Genomic DNA, 15,679 nt, shown 5'->3' on the forward strand with positions numbered 1-15,679 from the left:
ATTTTTTATAGCATTTAATCTATAACTCCTGGAATATAAATTGCTCCATCTAAAATATCTTTACCTAATTTAACATTATTAAATCTAAAAGTTTTTTTATCGTTTTCCATTGACACACCTAAACAAGGTTTATAACGCCCCCCACAAACTATCTTTTCATTTTCTTTGATAGTTTCAATTGTAACATTACCATTAAATTCCTGAGTTATTTCTAGTGGATAATTTCCTGCTTTCCCTACTAAATTAATAGCATACTTTTTCTGATCATTAATCACATAAGCAAAACCATAATCCTGCCTTAATATAAGAATTTTTTCGTTATTGATTGTAAGATTAGAGGTATTTCGAGGAATATTAAATTTCAAATCCAACATTTTAGTTTTAGAATTTTCTCGATTAACTAAAATTAATTTTTCTATATTAATAGATAATATTTTACCATCCTCATTCCATGATACAAATGAAGCAGGAATTAGATCATTGAATAAAAAAAATGATTCATTGTTTTTATTATAATTATATATCTTCAGTCTTATATCTTTAAACGATTGACTTTCCTCAATTCCTTTATATATTTCAATATTAACACTATCATCACCTTTTTTAAAATCAAGTTGATCTACACTACCAATATACTCACCATTATCATCTTTATAGAAATTAATATCTGAATTCATCTCAGATAACTTATATATTTGACTATCTACTTTAAGATTACCTATCCCATCTTTTTTTGGAAATCTATCTTTTTTAAAGGCTAGCCAGTTAGAGGGTATTTTTAATTCTAAATCACCTGTAATCGTTGCAGGTATAGTTTTTTCCCATCCCGATCCTTCCAAATAGTTTTCAAATAAATTATTAAAGTTACTTTTAAATCTTACATTCAATTTCCGACTAATATTATCAAAACTATATTCTGTATTACTCGAACAATTGGCATAATCTATGCAAAATAAAAAACTAATATTTTTATCTTTATTTAACCAACCCAATGTAGAAAAACTTGCTTTTTTACTTTCACCCAAAAGCTTTAATACACCATAAATAGGAAAATCAGTTTTATCAGATTTGTTAAAATGGAGAGTTACGTCAGGGTTATTACCATCAGCACTTAAACTATACTCCTCCTCTTTTACATTCAAGTTAACTTTATCATTAAAATTTTTAGCTTCTACTCTAAGTATATTTTTTTCATATTGATTTTCTTCTCTTTGGGAATCCTCCCCACAACCAATTAAAAAAATGGTACTTAACAAACCTATTTTGATTAGCTTATAACTCATAGAATCCTCATATTATTTTTTGTTTTTCAAAGTTGAAGAGATATTATCTTTACTTATAAAAGCTATCACTTGTAAATTCAATTAAAAATTATAAAAAATAATCAGCCTTTCCAACTTACCTATACTTTGAGTTCTGACTGCTCTTATATGACACTTAAGATTGCAACACAGACTGGTATTATTTTAAAAAGTGATTTCTTAAATGATTTGAATTTCCTTAACTCTTAAGTGATGCATCATCTCTCGAATAAATGCAACGTAGGTAAAAAACATAAAGCTGATTTTGGGACACTTGGCTTGTGTAGTAGCTCAAACGCTCAATAAAATCATTTAACCTAACAATTTTAGATTAAACAATCCGTAAATAAAAAAATCCCCCAACCTTTAAGATTAAGGGATTTCTTTTCGGTACTATCTGTATCAAACACACATTACTTTTATTTCAAATGTGACTTAATCTTCTCTTTAACTGCTTCAGTTGAAATACCATATCGATCATGCAAAGTTGGTAATGCCCCTGCATCTAAAAATGCATCTGGCAAACCAATCATATCAAAACGAGGGTGTTGCCCATTTCTTAAAAGCAATGACCCAACTGCTTCCCCTAATCCACCAATCACAGAATGGTTTTCGGCAGTTAAAACAGGTCGTCCGCCTTTTGCGACTTCATCCAAAATAGTTTGTTCATCTAAAGGTTTAATTGTAGGTACATGCAGCACCGAAACCTCAATACCCTCTTTTTCAAGCTCTTCGGCTGCCTCAAGCGCACGCATGGTCAATAAACCCGTCGAAATAATGAGTAAATCTTTACCCGGTTTAATCACCTGCGCCTTACCCAATTTGAACTGGTAATTGTATTTATCGAGCACTAATGGAACCTGACCACGCAATAAACGCATATATACAGGACCGTTATGTGCGGCAATCTGAGGAATCGCCTGTTCGATTTCCAAGGCATCACATGGGTCAATTATCATGAGATTCGGCATTGCACGGAAAATCGCAATATCATCTGTTGCCTGATGACTTGGACCGTAGCCTGTGGTTAACCCCGGAAGTGCCGCCACAATTTTGACATTCAGATTATCTTCCGCAATCGCCATACAAATAAAGTCATAGGCACGGCGTGATGCAAACACAGCATAGGTGGTCGCAAAGGGAACAAATCCTTCACGAGCGAGTCCTGCTGCTGCGCTCATCAAAAGTTGTTCTGCCATGCCCATTTGGAAAAACTTGTCTGGGTTTTCTTTAGCAAAAATATGCAGGTCTGTATATTTTGATAAATCGGCTGACAACCCCACAATATCATCACGCTCTTTTGCCAAGGCATTCAGTGCATGTCCAAATGGTGCTGGTTTGGTCGGTTGCCCCTCGGCAGCAATAGAAGCAATCATTGCCGAAGTGGTTAGTTTTTTCTTAGGAGGATTGGCTAACTGGCTCATGGTATATTCCTTACTGTCCGTAGTGGGTCAAAATGTTTAAAGCATCATCCCATTCATGTTCATCAACACGAATGAAGTGTGTTTTTTCGCGGCTTTCCAAGAACGACACGCCTTTGCCCATTTTGGTGTCACAAATAATGACTCGTGGGCATGCTCCCTCATGGTTTCGTGCTTGGTCGAATGCCTCAAGTAAAGCTTCCATATTGTTGCCATCGACACGCTGGGTGTACCAACCGAATGACTGCCAACGGTCTACAATGGGTTCAAAAGCCAAAATTTCGCTTGAATGCCCATCTGCCTGTTGGTTATTTACATCAATAATGGCAATCAGGTTATCTAGTTTCCAATGAGAGGCAGACATCACCGCTTCCCATGTTGAGCCTTCATTTAACTCACCATCAGACAGCAAGTTATAAACAAAAGCATCCGACTTTTTCTGTTTCAGTCCTAAACATGCGCCTACTGCAATCCCCAAACCATGACCTAATGAGCCTCCTGTAATTTCCATACCTGGGGTGTAAGAAGCCATGCCCGACATCGGTAAACGACTATCATCTGCCCCATAGGTTTCAAGTTCTTCAAGCGGAATAATGTTGGCTTCAATTAACGCTGCATAAAGTGCAATTGCATAGTGTCCAATAGAGAGATAAAAACGATCACGGCCTTCCCACTCTGGGTTTTCTGGCTGATATTTCATGGCATGAAAATAAGATACTGCGAGTAGATCTGCGGCACCTAATGCTTGTCCAACATAGCCTTGGCCCTGTACCTGCCCCATACGTAAAGCATGTTGGCGAATGTGATAGGCACGTTGTTGCAACTCGGCAATTTGGCCTGATTTATCAACATTTAACATTGTCATTTACTATTCCTTATTAACGATTGACCAGTTTTGCCGGAACGCGCAGAACCAAACTGGCACCGAAAATTAATACTGCTGTGATTAAGAACATGCCGATTGCATTTGAGCCTGTGTTGGTGGTGACCCAACCGATTAAATAAGGTGAGCAGAATCCAGCAAGGTTAGCAAAGCTATTGACTGCTGCAATACCTGCTGCTGCCGAAACACCACCCAAAAAGTTGGTTGGTAACATCCAGAATAAAGAAGATGCAGTGAGCACACCTGAGGCTGCAATGCAGAGGAAAATTAAAGAAAGTGTCAGATTTGAAGCGAGCAAAGTCGCAAGTGTAAGTGCGATCGCACCCGCACACATTGGGATAATTAAGTGCCAACGGCGTTCTTGGAAATGGTCACCACTGCGCCCTGCCAAAAGCATAACTACAATGGCGCACATATAAGGAAGGCTCGTAAGTAGCCCAATATGCCAGTTATCACTGATGCCTGAGTTACGAATGAGAGTAGGTAGCCAAAAGGTAATGGCGTATTGACCCATCACCACACAGAAGTAAATGCCTGCAAGTAACCATAAACGTTTATCCGCGACAAACTCTTTAATGCTACCGTGACCTTCTTTGTGTTGGTTATCTTGAGCAAGCTCTTGCTTCACCAAGTTTTTCTCGTCTTGAGTTAGCCAGTTCGCGTCTTGAACGGAATCTTTTAAAACAGCGAGTACGAGCAAACCGACGACAACCGTAGGAATCGCTTCAATTAAAAACATCCACTGCCAGCCAAACCAGCCATGCACACCGCTCATTCGGTCCATGATTAGACCCGAAAGTGGCCCACCAATCATTCCCGAGATTGGAATCGCGATAAACCAAAGTACGGTCATGCGTGCACGGCGGTAAGACGGAAACCAGTAAGTGAGGTAAAGCAATAAGCCTGGGGCCAAACCCGCTTCGGCAACACCGAGTAAAAAACGTAAGGTGTAAAATTGCCATTCGGTTTGAACAAAGGCAAAACAGCCTGACAAAATGCCCCATGTAATCATGATGCGGGCAATCCAGCGTCTTGCTCCTACTTTGTGGAGTACGATGTTACTTGGCACTTCACATAGGAAATAACCAATAAAGAAAATCCCTGCGCCTAGCCCATATACAGCTTCACTAAACTGTAAATCGCTCATCATCTGGAGCTTGGCAAAACCAACATTTACTCGATCTAAATAGGCACAAAAATAACAAAGCATTAAAAATGGCATGAGCCGAAATGCAATTTTTCGATACGCCGATTTACGAACTGCCGTATCTACTTCAGATGAAAATACTGTATCCATCATGCGAATCCCTTTACATTTGGCCACAGTATCCTCTTGTGACCATCATTCTATTTTTAGTTTTTAAATGGCAAGCTTTAGTGAATCAGCATGCCACCATTTACATCGAGTGTTACACCAGTTAAGTAAGCTGACAGATCACTTGCTAAAAATAATGCTGCATTTGCAACATCTTGTGCTTTACCTAAACGGCCAAGTGGAATACCTGCAAGAATGTCATGACGACGGTCATCATTCATTAAACCACCCGTAATATCAGTCTGGATTAGACCCGGAGTAAGAGAATTTACACGGATCTGGTCAGTGCCAAACTCACGAGCCATCGCTTTTGCCAAACCTAAAACCCCAGCTTTTGCAGCGCTATAATGCGGCCCGCCAAAAATACCACCACCGCGTTGTGCTGAAACAGAAGATAGACACACAATACTTCCACCACCATTTGCTTTCATGGATGGAATAACGGCTTGCGACATAATGAGTGTTCCGCGCAGGCTGACATCTAAAACACAGTCATAATCATTGCGTTGAATATCAAGTGTTTTTACAGGCTGGGTAATGCCTGCATTATTAATTAAAATGTCGATTTTTCTATAGTGTTGTATAGCTTGTTCAACAGCTGCTTTGACCTGCTCTTCATTTGCAACGTTTGCAGCAAGACCTAAATGCCCTTCGCCAAGTGCTTTTGCAGCGTTTTGGCTTTGAGCAAGATCTAAATCAACAATAATGACTTTGGCACCTTGTTGGGCAAAGATTTCTGCGGTTGCTCGCCCAATTCCACGTTCTGATGCTGCACCGGTAATTAATGCCACTTTTCCTTGTAGTAACATGTTGAATCCTCTTTTACACTTTATTTCCTGAGTTCTGACTTAGAATCCCTTTTTTCACAAAGCCCAGCAATCATGTCGAATTCAACAAGGCATGAAAAAAATTCATGCCTATGCTATTTTCAAATAAGTTTTAGGGATAAAAACGGATCATTTCATGGATAGTAGTGAAAAAATTCATGCCTATGCTATTTTCAAATAAGTTTTAGGGATAAAAACGGATCATTTCATGGATAGTAGTGAAAACAATTTCAACCAGATGCCCTCAATTAAAACATTACAGGCTTTTGAACAAACTGCCCGTTTTGGCAATGTTGCCAAAGCAGCAGAGAATTTAAATCTCACGCCTTCAGCAGTCAGTCACCAAATTGCCAAACTCGAAGAAATGATTGGGCAAAGTTTATTTATTCGTGGTGCCCGTGGTGTGACGCTTACTCCTTTAGGTGAACGCTATTTTCAGGATGTCACGACCATTTTGCATAACCTGATGTTAGCCACTGAAAAAGCTGCCGATAAAAGCCCTAAAGACAGTTTATATATTCATTCATCCCCAAGTTTTGGTTTGCTTTGGCTACTGCCACGCCTCGAATCATTTAAAGAAAAGTTCCCAATGATTCAGGTCAACCTGTCGTGTTCATATGAAAATTTGCACTTTACTCGCGATAAGATCGACATAGATATTCGACATGGTTTGCCCAACTGGACAGGGGTAGAAATCAGAACCATTCGTAATGAAAAGCTAGAAGTGCTTGCATCGCCTAAGTTGCTTGAGCGTAGCCCAGTGCATAAGCCCCAAGATTTATTAAAAAAAGAACTGATTTTATCGCGCTCAACCTTAGTCACTTGGCCCCAGTGGTTTGCGCATCAGGGCTTAAGCATTCCTGAGTTTCCCTATACTTTGAGTTTTGACCGCTCTTACATGTCACTTGAAGCAGCCACACACGGACTAGGTCTTGTTTTAGAAAGTAATTTACTCACTCAAAATTATTTGGAATCTGGAAAGTTAGTTAGAGTTTTTGCAGATGAGCTATCGATTCCTATCTCTGCTCATCATTTGGTTTACCCGCGAACCCATCAGTTTATTCCTAAAATTGAGCTGTTTTTAAACTGGATTCATGATGAGTTGGCAGATTGAGAAAGTGATTATTAAATGATTTGAATTTGCTCAACTCTTAAGTGATGCATCATCTCTCGAACAAATACAAAGTAGGTAAAAATATAAAGCTGATCTGGGGCTACTTGGCTTGTGTAGTGACTCAAACGCTCAATAAAATCATTAAATCCATGTTCAAGCTCAATACGGCTGATTTGCTTTTGAGCACTAAAAAATAAATCACTAAGTTGTATCATTGCTGTATCAGCAGTAACAGCTACACCACCTATATTTAGATTTCTTAGTGGCTGAGACTCTATGATTTCTTCAATAAAATAAATCATTTTTTCAATAGCAAGTTCATCAATCACACTACGGCTAATGCTTTTTGAATTAATAAAACTCAAGCCTTGTTCAAGTTGAATATGTTGGTTGTCTATGTCAAATGATAGGCCATTAAGACCGAGTGAAAATTTTAAAGCCGAGTCAGAATGAATCATAAAAATAGCTTACTGTTGAATTTTGATAATAAAGTTAATTTGTTTATAACCTTAAATAGTGTCAGTTTGTTCAATACCTAAAATGAACTGAGTTAATAATCATTAACACCATATAATAAAAAACTCATTAAAAAGATGAAAAATCAATCTTATATTCATCAATATCCTACCATTACAAAATAGAGTATAAACATGAAAAAATTAGTAATTTTAAGTTTTACGATCTATAGCTTTGCACAAATTGCGAATGCAGCTACATTAAACGTAAAACCATATGGCACGACTCAAGATGGTCAAAAAGTTGATCTATACACCATGAGCAATAACAAAGGAGTCTCTGTATCTTTTATTAGTTTTGGTGGCGTAATTACACAGATTTTGACTCCCGATGCACAAGGTAAACAAAATAATATTGTTTTGGGCTTCGATGATCTAAAAGGCTATGAAGTAACTGATACCAAGGAAGGCATTCATTTTGGCGGATTAATTGGTCGTTATGCGAACCGTATTGGCAATGCTAAATTCAGCTTAGAAGGGAAAACTTATAACCTCGAAAAAAATAATGGACCGAATTCATTACATAGCGGTAATCCGGGTTTTGATAAACGTGTTTGGCAAGTTAAGCCCCTCGTTTCTAAAGGTGAAACCGTCAAAGCTTCTCTTAAGTTAACCAGTCCAAATGGTGATCAAGGTTTTCCCGGAAAGTTAGATGTGGAGGTGATCTACAGTCTTTCAGATCAAAATGAATTCCAGATTGAATATAAGGCCAAAACTGATCAACCGACCGTCGCCAATCTCACCAACCATATTTATTTCAACTTGTCAGGTGCTGGAAATAACCCTTATGGTGTACTAGATCATGTGGTACAACTCAATGCAGACCGTGTATTGGTAACCGATCAAAATTCTTTACCAACAGGTGAAATTGCTTCAGTTGCAGGTACGCCTTTTGATTTTCGGACTCCTAAAGCAATTGTAAAAGATATTCGAGCGAATCATCAGCAATTGGCGTATGGATATGGCTATGACCAAACTTGGGTGATTAATCAGAAGTCTCAAGGGAAATTAAATCTTGCTGCTAGTGTTGTTGACCCAAAATCTAAACGGACTATGCAAGTCCTAACCACTGAACCAAGCGTTCAAATGTATACGGCGAATCATTTATTAGGAAATGTTGCAGGTGCAAACGGTGTACTTTATCGACAAGCAGATGCTCTAGCATTAGAGACACAGCATTTTCCAGACAGCCCCAATCAACCGACTTTCCCATCTACACGTTTGAACCCAAATCAAACGTATAACAGTGTCACCGTATTTAAATTTGGTATTCAAAAATAGTCTTTTTAATTAGAACTATATTTAATTTATCTAAAAAAGACTCTCAGTTTAATATGACTGAGAGTCTTTTCATTTATTTAACTTTTGTATTTGGTAAAAATGCGGTTGCGAAACCTAATAATGGTAACAATGAACACAATCCAAATACCCATTCAATGCCGTTAACATCGGCCAAATGCCCTAAGCCTGCTGCGGCAATACCACTTACCCCAAACATAAGACCAAACATTAAACCAGCAATCATCCCCACACGGCCCGGAACAGCTTCTTGTGCGTAAACCACCATTGCAGCAAAGGCAGACGACAACACCAAACCAGTAATAATCGATAAGACTGTTGTCCAAAACAAGTTTGCATACGGCATCATTAATGCAAATGGAGCCATACCCACAAATGAAACCCAGATAACAGCTTTACGACCAATCTTGTCACCAATTGGGCCACCTGCAAATGTGCCTAAAGCAACAGCTGCCAAAAACGCAAACAAATGCAATTGAGCGGTCTGGATACTGATATGGAACTTTTGAATTAAGTAAAAAGTAAAGTAGTTGCTAATGCTGGCAATGTAGGTAAATTTAGCGAACATCAACACACTAATGGTGCTCAAGGCAATAATGAGCTTACGACCATGTAATTTACTCTGTGCTTGGTTTGCACGTGTAACTACCTGATTTTTTGCATGAACAATCGTCCAACGGCTTACACCAAATAAAACCCAAATGGCTAAAAGTGCAAATATAACTAAACCCGCAACTGCATGCTGTCCAAACGGTACAATCAGTAAAGCTGCTAACAATGGACCAATGGCAGTACCTGTGTTTCCACCCACCTGAAAAGTCGATTGAGCCGTACCAAAACGTCCACCCGATGCCATTCGAGCCACCCGTGAAGCTTCAGGGTGAAAAGTTGCAGAGCCTACCCCAATAAGCGCAGATGCACATAACAACACAGTAAAGCTTGGTGAAAATGCCAACAAGATAATGCCTGAAAATGTGACGACCATTCCGAGTGGTAACAGATACGGTTTTGGATGTTTATCAGTATAAAGTCCAATCCAAGGCTGTAGCAGCGAACCTGTAATTTGATATACAAACGAAATCAGGCCAACTTGGGCAAAACTCAGCGAGAAGTTTGCTTTGAGCATTGGATAGATAGCTGGTAACACGGCCTGAATTAAATCATTCAGTAAATGTGCAACCGCCACGGCGCCTACAATTTTAATAATCATTCCTTGAGGCTGATCATTTGCAACGGTATTGGCAATACCATCTTTCAATTGTATTGAAGACGTCATACCTGAAAAACTCCAATATTTTAAGTAAGGTGCTTATTGTAAATTGTCGCTTACAAAGTTATCTTCCAATAATCATCGTATAAGTGACAATTTTTAGGATAGATTATGTCCGATTCTCTTATTCAGTCTGATTTGTCTGAACTTGTGATTGGGCTATCTTCTGAGCATGCCTACCGAGAAATCACACCGACTCATACACATACCCGCGCTCAGTTTTTGTATGCATCAACAGGAAACATTCAGGTGTTTACACCAAATAATGTCTGGATTGTGCCGCCCATGTGTGCGTTATGGATTCCTGCGCATGTCGAACATAGTGTCATTTCACTGAGTCACGTTAAGTTAAATACGGCGTTAGTTGAAGTAAATGCAGCTGCTTTAATGGGGCAACATTGCTTTATTATTCGGGTGAGCAACCTGTTGCATGAGCTTTTGATTCGTTTAAACGAAATTGAACAAGAGGAGGCTCCAAATATTGTCACCTCTCAAGAGCTTTCTCGTTCTTTACAAATTTTGATTTTTGAAGAAATTCATCGGGCCAATTTGCTGCCTATCCAGATTCCATGGCCAAAAGACAAACGATTATTAAAAATTTGCCAAGCGTTATTACACGCGCCTAATCACTCAAAAGATTTAACAGATTGGGCTGATGATATTGGTGCGAGTTCGAGAACCTTAATGCGTATGTTCCAAAAAGAAACTGGGTTGTCTTATCGGGCATGGGTCCAGCAAATGCATATCGCACTTGCCTTGAGTAAAATTGCGAATGGTGAATCTATTGCTCAAATTTCCGAGTCACTGGGGTATACCAACCCCAGTGCATTCAGTGCGATGTTTAAACGACATCTCGGAAAAACACCTCAGCAATTTAGAAGTGCCGCGATGTCGTTATAAGTCTTTTTTTTTGCAGGTAGGTCATGCTTTTCGAGCAAATCATCGAAATCATGATAGACATGGAGTTCTCGATCTTTACCGGTTCTGGCATGATCTAATCGCTGTTCAGGATCAACCAAAACGAGTGTATGACCATCATCAATCAGACGATCTACACCTTCTAAGAACATACGTTTACCCACATCATGGATAAGCGAAATCTGGGTCAAATCAATCACGATTGTGCTTTGATCAGTTGTCTCGTCTTGTAAAATGCGCAACAACATTTCAGCTTCAGTAAATTTCAATACGCCGCGAAGCACATATACACTTAATGACGCATCTTTTCCTGTACGGTAATGGCTTTGTACAATGGTTTGTGCAGAAGGTGTACCTTCCATGAGATGTAATCCCATGTCACGAGATAATCGTTCTAAAATATCGATACCTCGAATACTATGACCATGCTCATCTAGTCGAGGCGAAAAAGCAGCAATACTGACCTGACCCGGCAGCACACCCAAAATACCGCCAGCTACACCACTTTTAGCAGGAATACCTACAGTTGAAAGCCAGTCACCCGCGGCATCATACATACCACAGCTCATCATGACACTGAGTACTTGTCTCACTACAGATCGGTTCAACAGACGCTTTCCAGTTTTAGGGTCAACTCCACCATTGGCAAGCACACTGCCCATACGTACCAGATCTTTAACTGTAACCATGATTGCACATTGACGAATGTAACCATTCACAATATCAACTGGATCAGTTTCTAAAATTCCGACAGTTCTCAACATATAACCGATCGAAAGATTACGATAGGCTGTTTTGACTTCCGAATCGTAAACAGACTCATCAAAACTTAATTCGCGACCAGCAAGCTCGCTCATAAAACGGCGTAGAATTTCTGCACTATGTAGACCATGTTTGACCTGAATCAATGAATGTACAGTAATTGCACCAGAGTTGATCATTGGGTTTTTCGGACGGCCATCTTTACCCAATGAAATTTCATTGAAAGCTTCCCCTGAAGGCTCCACCCCGACTTTAGCGAGTACCGCATCAATGCCAAGCTGTTGTAAAACATAAGCATATACAAACGGTTTAGAAATTGACTGTATGGTGAATTCAGTATCATCATCGCCGATCGAATAAATTTCACCATCTACCGTAGACATTGCCAAAGCCAATCGGTCTGGATTTGCATTTGCCAACTCTGGAATATAGTCAGCTAGATGCCCGCTATTATCTACCTCACAGGCTTCTATCACATTTGCCAAATAATCTGGGAGAGGGGTTTTCATGGTCCGTAACCTTAAATGAGGAGATTTGCGCTTTAGAGCAATTTTTCAGCACAACCTGCTGATAATATTAAAATTATACTTTTTAAATGAATTAAAAATCACGATATAAGTATTGTAATTCCGTTGACTTCTTTATTTCAAGCTCATTATACGTTTTTCAAAACTTTAAACAGAAGATTAGATTATTCTTTCTACAAATAACACTCCATTTAAATGATCGACTTCATGTTGAACAATACGAGCAGGAAAACCGTGAAAAACCGTTTCAACGACTTCACCCTGAAGTGTTGTATATTTAACCTTTACCATTTCTGCACGTTCGACTTGTCCACGTTCATCTGGCACGCTTAAGCAGCCTTCTTCACCTAAGAGGGTTTCACTCGAAAACTCTAAAATTTCAGGATTCACCATCACGACTGCATCCATTTCAGGTGCGTCAGGATAGCGAGGGTTTGGTCGAGACGCCACAATAATGACTCGTTTAGAGATATAGACTTGAGGTGCAGCAATTCCTACACCATTACGTTCAAGCATAGTGGCATGCATGGCGGCTGCAAGCCCATAAAGCCAATCACTGTTCAGCTCACTAGATGAGACAGGTGCAGCAATCAGTTTTAAAATTTCTTCACCGCGCTTAGCTACAGGTAAAACTACACTCATCCCTTGAATCTCTCATTAAACTAGCTATGACAAGTTTTATTGTGTCGCTGAACGGCTCAAAAGAAAAGCCATTCCTACATCTGTTTTTGTTTAATCTAAAGCGTTTTTAGTTTTAAACCGTTTTGTCTTTTCTTGGTTAACCCAATCTACACTCATCTATAGCACAAATTTCCTCCATTTACTTTTAATTCACTTTTCCATTAATATCCAAGCTTCGATTACAACAATTAAGTAAAAAATGGATCAAGAATTAACGTTGCAGGATGCGAACTATCTGAATAAAGAAGATAAACGAACCCTCGCCCTTTCTTCACTCGGTGGCGCTTTAGAGTTTTACGATTTTGTGATTTATGTGTTCTACGCCAAAATCATTTCCGACCTCTTTTTCCCAAGTACGCTTAGTCCTTTTTGGGCCATGCTCAATACTTACGGTATTTTTGCAGCAGGTTACTTTTTTAGGCCGTTAGGTGGGGTTGTAATGGCCCATTTTGGCGATCTAGTCGGGCGAAAAAAACTATTTTCGCTTTCTATTTTACTGATGGCTCTGCCTACTCTGTTTATCGGGATATTGCCCACTTTTGAAAATATTGGTTATTTGGCACCGCTACTTTTATTGCTCATGCGTGTGGTGCAAGGTATTGCAATTGGGGGTGAAATTCCCGCCGCGTGGACATTTGTTTCTGAACACGTTCCCGAAAGAAAAATTGGAATGGCCAATGGTTTATTAACTGCCGGACTGTCTTTAGGAATTTTACTAGGCGCGCTGATGTCTTTATGGATTTCGCTGAATTTTAGTGAAGGACAAATCCATGACTGGGCATGGCGTATTCCTTTCATTGCAGGTGGTATTTTTGGTCTAGTCGCACTTTATTTACGGACTTATTTAAAAGAAACACCTGTGTTTAAGGCAATGCAGGCACGTAAAGAAATCTCAAAAGAAATGCCGGTTAAACAAGTGTTAAAAACACATAAAACAGCCGTTGTTATTGGGATGTTATTTACGTGGTTTTTAACAGGCTGTGTGGTGGTGGTGATTTTAGCCATGCCAAATTTATTGATTGGTTCATTTGGTTTTGAGCGTGCCCAGACTTTTGAAATGCAAAGTGCAGCCATTGTCATGCAAATGGTGGGTTGTATTTTGGCAGGCTATTTTGCTGACCGTTTTGGCTGTGGCAAAGTCATGATGGTCGGTGCGCTTGCCGTAGCACTCACAGCAGCAGTTTTTTATAACAGTTTGGGCCATGTTGCACATTCAACTATTTTTGGCTTATATATGTTGCTAGGTCTTTGCTCAGGCACTGTTGGCATGGTGTCGAGCAGCATGGTCAAAATGTTCCCTGCACCTGTTCGCTTCTCGGGCATTTCATTTTCATATAATTTGTCATATGCAATTGTTGGTGGTATGACACTGCCTTTAGTCCATTGGCTTAGTCAATATAGTGATATTGGTGCGATGTATTATATTTTTGCGCTGACCATTTTGGCCTTTGTGACTGCATTTGTATTTTGGAATAAGTTTGAAAAGTCCAGATATTAAAAGAGCTTATCTATTAAATAAAAAACCACGCCAGTTGCGTGGTTTTTTATTACGGGTCACTTTATTTAGAAAGTAAAACCGATATTAAAGTTAATACGATATAGCCATTTGTCGCTGTTTGGCGAAGTAGCCGAGGTATAACCCGTTGAGTTGGTCGCCCCACCAATAATATTTGAGTTTTTCCCCCACGTATAATCTGCCCAAACCATAAATGGCGAAGCAATAAACATCATACCTGTAGTGTTCATTTGCGAATCTGACCAATCATCACGTTTTTTATCGAGATAGCTATAGTCATTATAAAACTTAATGGCTTTTAGCTTGCCCATATTCGTGACAGGTAAGGTATAGGCAAGGTTTAAACTGGCAATCGTTCCTTCCGAAGCAATGAAATAGGCAGGTGTAAAACCGTTATTCCCCATTAAGGTCATGTCACTATTTACACCGTCCGGATTTTTAGCATCGTATTGATAATGAATAACTGAACTTTGTAAGTTAAAGCGCTTGTAGTTGTTGTCGGTATGCAAACCAACCGCATAATACTTGCCATCTTTATCGGTGACTTTGTTATGTAACTGGGCAATCGCACCAGACACACCAACCTCTTGTTTACCAAAATCAGTTTCTAACTTACGCACAATGCGGGTATTAAACTGATGGCGCTTTTCATTCTGGTAGGCCTTTTGAGATGGAAACGCATTTCCTGCTAAGTCATCATAAGTTGCACTTTCAGGCGAATAACGCAAATTGGTCTCTAGCATTTGCGGGTAATAACCGAGTTTTACATCCCAATCTTTGTCGTGATAATTCCAGTTAAGTCCCGGTGCAATATTGTTGCCATAACCTAAAAAGAATGGAATGTGATAGGTCCAGCCATTTTGCGGATATGGATAAATGGTAAATGGTTTATAGACCAAACCTGCTTCAATACTGTTATTGGCATCTAGGTTATAGCCGACATATGCTTTTTCAATCGAGGTTTTCTGTTGGTCTTGGAACAGATAGCTCGCATTGATATATGCATCATCAAACTTACCTTTTAGGTCTACCCTGAAAATATCAAAATAGAGCTTACCAAAACCACGGTTTGGCCCTTCCCAATCTTCATAGCGCTGATTTAACCGAACCACCCCACCTAACTTTAATGAGTCGGTACCATCATCACTTTTCCATTCAAGTAATGAGTCTTTTGCAAACGCACTTGCACTCATCCCCATAGCGAGTGGTGCAATGAATGCCATGATCAATGAAGTCTTTTTCATCTCTACATCCTTGATTGAGTTCCAGCATCCTGCTGGAACTTTATTTGTTTTACCTGTAAAACTTCGTTTTTATTGTTTTTTAGATA

The 15,679-nt window shown here is 39.2% G+C and carries 14 protein-coding genes and 1 pseudogene; 4 read left to right on the forward strand and 11 right to left on the reverse strand.

The annotated features are described in order from the left end of the window. Positions 1-14: 14 nt before the first annotated feature. The 6 genes and pseudogenes from RMB13_RS21165 to RMB13_RS21190 all read right to left on the reverse strand — a co-directional run bounded on the left by RMB13_RS21165 (position 15) and on the right by RMB13_RS21190 (position 5,729). Positions 15-1,283 carry a hypothetical protein gene (locus RMB13_RS21165; RefSeq protein ID WP_311086290.1) on the reverse strand — a complete coding sequence of 423 codons (1,269 nt, stop codon included), beginning with the start codon at positions 1,281-1,283 and terminating at the stop codon, positions 15-17. Between the two features lie 198 nt (positions 1,284-1,481). Beyond that, positions 1,482-1,614: pseudogene (locus RMB13_RS21170) on the reverse strand (hypothetical protein); the annotation flags it as partial. A gap of 106 nt (positions 1,615-1,720) precedes the next feature. After that, positions 1,721-2,725, reverse strand: a complete 1,005-nt coding sequence (locus RMB13_RS21175; protein ID WP_151743961.1) for a transketolase family protein — start codon at positions 2,723-2,725, stop codon at positions 1,721-1,723. A gap of 10 nt (positions 2,726-2,735) precedes the next feature. Further along, positions 2,736-3,581 carry a transketolase gene (locus RMB13_RS21180; protein WP_151744013.1) on the reverse strand — a complete coding sequence of 282 codons (846 nt, stop codon included), beginning with the start codon at positions 3,579-3,581 and terminating at the stop codon, positions 2,736-2,738. Between the two features lie 19 nt (positions 3,582-3,600). Next, the gene (locus RMB13_RS21185; RefSeq protein WP_017391710.1) at positions 3,601-4,902 is read right to left on the reverse strand and encodes an MFS transporter; all 1,302 of its coding nucleotides are present in this window, start codon (positions 4,900-4,902) and stop codon (positions 3,601-3,603) included. Positions 4,903-4,979: 77 nt separating this feature from the next. Beyond that, a complete protein-coding gene (locus tag RMB13_RS21190) occupies positions 4,980-5,729 on the reverse strand; it encodes an SDR family NAD(P)-dependent oxidoreductase (protein WP_311086291.1) in 750 nt (249 codons plus the stop codon). A 256-nt stretch (positions 5,730-5,985) separates the two neighbouring features. Between RMB13_RS21190 and RMB13_RS21195 the strand changes: the two genes are divergently transcribed. Next, positions 5,986-6,861 carry a LysR substrate-binding domain-containing protein gene (locus tag RMB13_RS21195; RefSeq protein WP_311086348.1) on the forward strand — a complete coding sequence of 292 codons (876 nt, stop codon included), beginning with the start codon at positions 5,986-5,988 and terminating at the stop codon, positions 6,859-6,861. 11 nt (positions 6,862-6,872) lie between these two features. Here RMB13_RS21195 and RMB13_RS21200 read toward each other — a convergent pair whose 3' ends face one another. Continuing rightward, the gene (locus RMB13_RS21200) at positions 6,873-7,319 is read right to left on the reverse strand and encodes a hypothetical protein (protein WP_311086292.1); all 447 of its coding nucleotides are present in this window, start codon (positions 7,317-7,319) and stop codon (positions 6,873-6,875) included. Between the two features lie 192 nt (positions 7,320-7,511). Here RMB13_RS21200 and RMB13_RS21205 point away from each other — a divergent pair, with 192 nt between their 5' ends. Then, positions 7,512-8,657 carry an aldose epimerase family protein gene (locus RMB13_RS21205; RefSeq protein ID WP_311086293.1) on the forward strand — a complete coding sequence of 382 codons (1,146 nt, stop codon included), beginning with the start codon at positions 7,512-7,514 and terminating at the stop codon, positions 8,655-8,657. Positions 8,658-8,730: 73 nt separating this feature from the next. Here RMB13_RS21205 and RMB13_RS21210 read toward each other — a convergent pair whose 3' ends face one another. Beyond that, a complete protein-coding gene (locus RMB13_RS21210; RefSeq protein WP_311086294.1) occupies positions 8,731-9,951 on the reverse strand; it encodes an MFS transporter in 1,221 nt (406 codons plus the stop codon). Positions 9,952-10,056: 105 nt separating this feature from the next. Here RMB13_RS21210 and RMB13_RS21215 point away from each other — a divergent pair, with 105 nt between their 5' ends. Further along, on the forward strand, positions 10,057-10,845 hold the full coding sequence (locus RMB13_RS21215) for a helix-turn-helix transcriptional regulator (RefSeq protein WP_311086295.1): 789 nt from the start codon (positions 10,057-10,059) through the stop codon (positions 10,843-10,845). Here RMB13_RS21215 and RMB13_RS21220 read toward each other — a convergent pair. Together RMB13_RS21220 and def are read right to left on the reverse strand one after the other, a co-directional pair. Then, positions 10,812-12,134, reverse strand: a complete 1,323-nt coding sequence (locus RMB13_RS21220) for a glutaminase (RefSeq protein WP_004641747.1) — start codon at positions 12,132-12,134, stop codon at positions 10,812-10,814. The genes RMB13_RS21215 and RMB13_RS21220 overlap by 34 nt on opposite strands. A gap of 177 nt (positions 12,135-12,311) precedes the next feature. Further along, entirely contained in the window at positions 12,312-12,794 is a 483-nt protein-coding gene (gene def / locus RMB13_RS21225; RefSeq protein ID WP_311086296.1) for a peptide deformylase, read from the reverse strand. A 238-nt stretch (positions 12,795-13,032) separates the two neighbouring features. Here def and RMB13_RS21230 point away from each other — a divergent pair, with 238 nt between their 5' ends. After that, positions 13,033-14,331 (forward strand): MFS transporter, encoded by a 1,299-nt coding sequence (locus tag RMB13_RS21230; RefSeq protein ID WP_311086297.1) that lies wholly within the window; start codon positions 13,033-13,035, stop codon positions 14,329-14,331. Positions 14,332-14,396: 65 nt separating this feature from the next. On the opposite strand, the gene RMB13_RS21235 is transcribed toward RMB13_RS21230, so the two are convergent. After that, positions 14,397-15,593 carry a hypothetical protein gene (locus RMB13_RS21235; RefSeq protein ID WP_281831357.1) on the reverse strand — a complete coding sequence of 399 codons (1,197 nt, stop codon included), beginning with the start codon at positions 15,591-15,593 and terminating at the stop codon, positions 14,397-14,399. Positions 15,594-15,679 lie beyond the last annotated feature (86 nt).

It is taken from the genome of Acinetobacter sp. V102_4 (genome assembly GCF_031799005.1).
Lineage (GTDB): Bacteria > Pseudomonadota > Gammaproteobacteria > Pseudomonadales > Moraxellaceae > Acinetobacter > Acinetobacter calcoaceticus.

Coding starts and splice junctions, on each gene's coding strand:
- RMB13_RS21195 (WP_311086348.1), top strand. CDS start 5,986: ATGCCCTCAATTAAAACATTACAGGCTTTTGAACAAACTGCCCGTTTT.
- def (WP_311086296.1), bottom strand. CDS start 12,794: ATGAGTGTAGTTTTACCTGTAGCTAAGCGCGGTGAAGAAATTTTAAAA.
- RMB13_RS21175 (WP_151743961.1), bottom strand. CDS start 2,725: ATGAGCCAGTTAGCCAATCCTCCTAAGAAAAAACTAACCACTTCGGCA.
- RMB13_RS21210 (WP_311086294.1), bottom strand. CDS start 9,951: ATGACGTCTTCAATACAATTGAAAGATGGTATTGCCAATACCGTTGCA.
- RMB13_RS21220 (WP_004641747.1), bottom strand. CDS start 12,134: ATGAAAACCCCTCTCCCAGATTATTTGGCAAATGTGATAGAAGCCTGT.
- RMB13_RS21205 (WP_311086293.1), top strand. CDS start 7,512: ATGAAAAAATTAGTAATTTTAAGTTTTACGATCTATAGCTTTGCACAA.
- RMB13_RS21185 (WP_017391710.1), bottom strand. CDS start 4,902: ATGGATACAGTATTTTCATCTGAAGTAGATACGGCAGTTCGTAAATCG.
- RMB13_RS21200 (WP_311086292.1), bottom strand. CDS start 7,319: ATGATTCATTCTGACTCGGCTTTAAAATTTTCACTCGGTCTTAATGGC.
- RMB13_RS21180 (WP_151744013.1), bottom strand. CDS start 3,581: ATGTTAAATGTTGATAAATCAGGCCAAATTGCCGAGTTGCAACAACGT.
- RMB13_RS21215 (WP_311086295.1), top strand. CDS start 10,057: ATGTCCGATTCTCTTATTCAGTCTGATTTGTCTGAACTTGTGATTGGG.
- RMB13_RS21190 (WP_311086291.1), bottom strand. CDS start 5,729: ATGTTACTACAAGGAAAAGTGGCATTAATTACCGGTGCAGCATCAGAA.
- RMB13_RS21165 (WP_311086290.1), bottom strand. CDS start 1,283: ATGAGTTATAAGCTAATCAAAATAGGTTTGTTAAGTACCATTTTTTTA.
- RMB13_RS21235 (WP_281831357.1), bottom strand. CDS start 15,593: ATGAAAAAGACTTCATTGATCATGGCATTCATTGCACCACTCGCTATG.
- RMB13_RS21230 (WP_311086297.1), top strand. CDS start 13,033: ATGGATCAAGAATTAACGTTGCAGGATGCGAACTATCTGAATAAAGAA.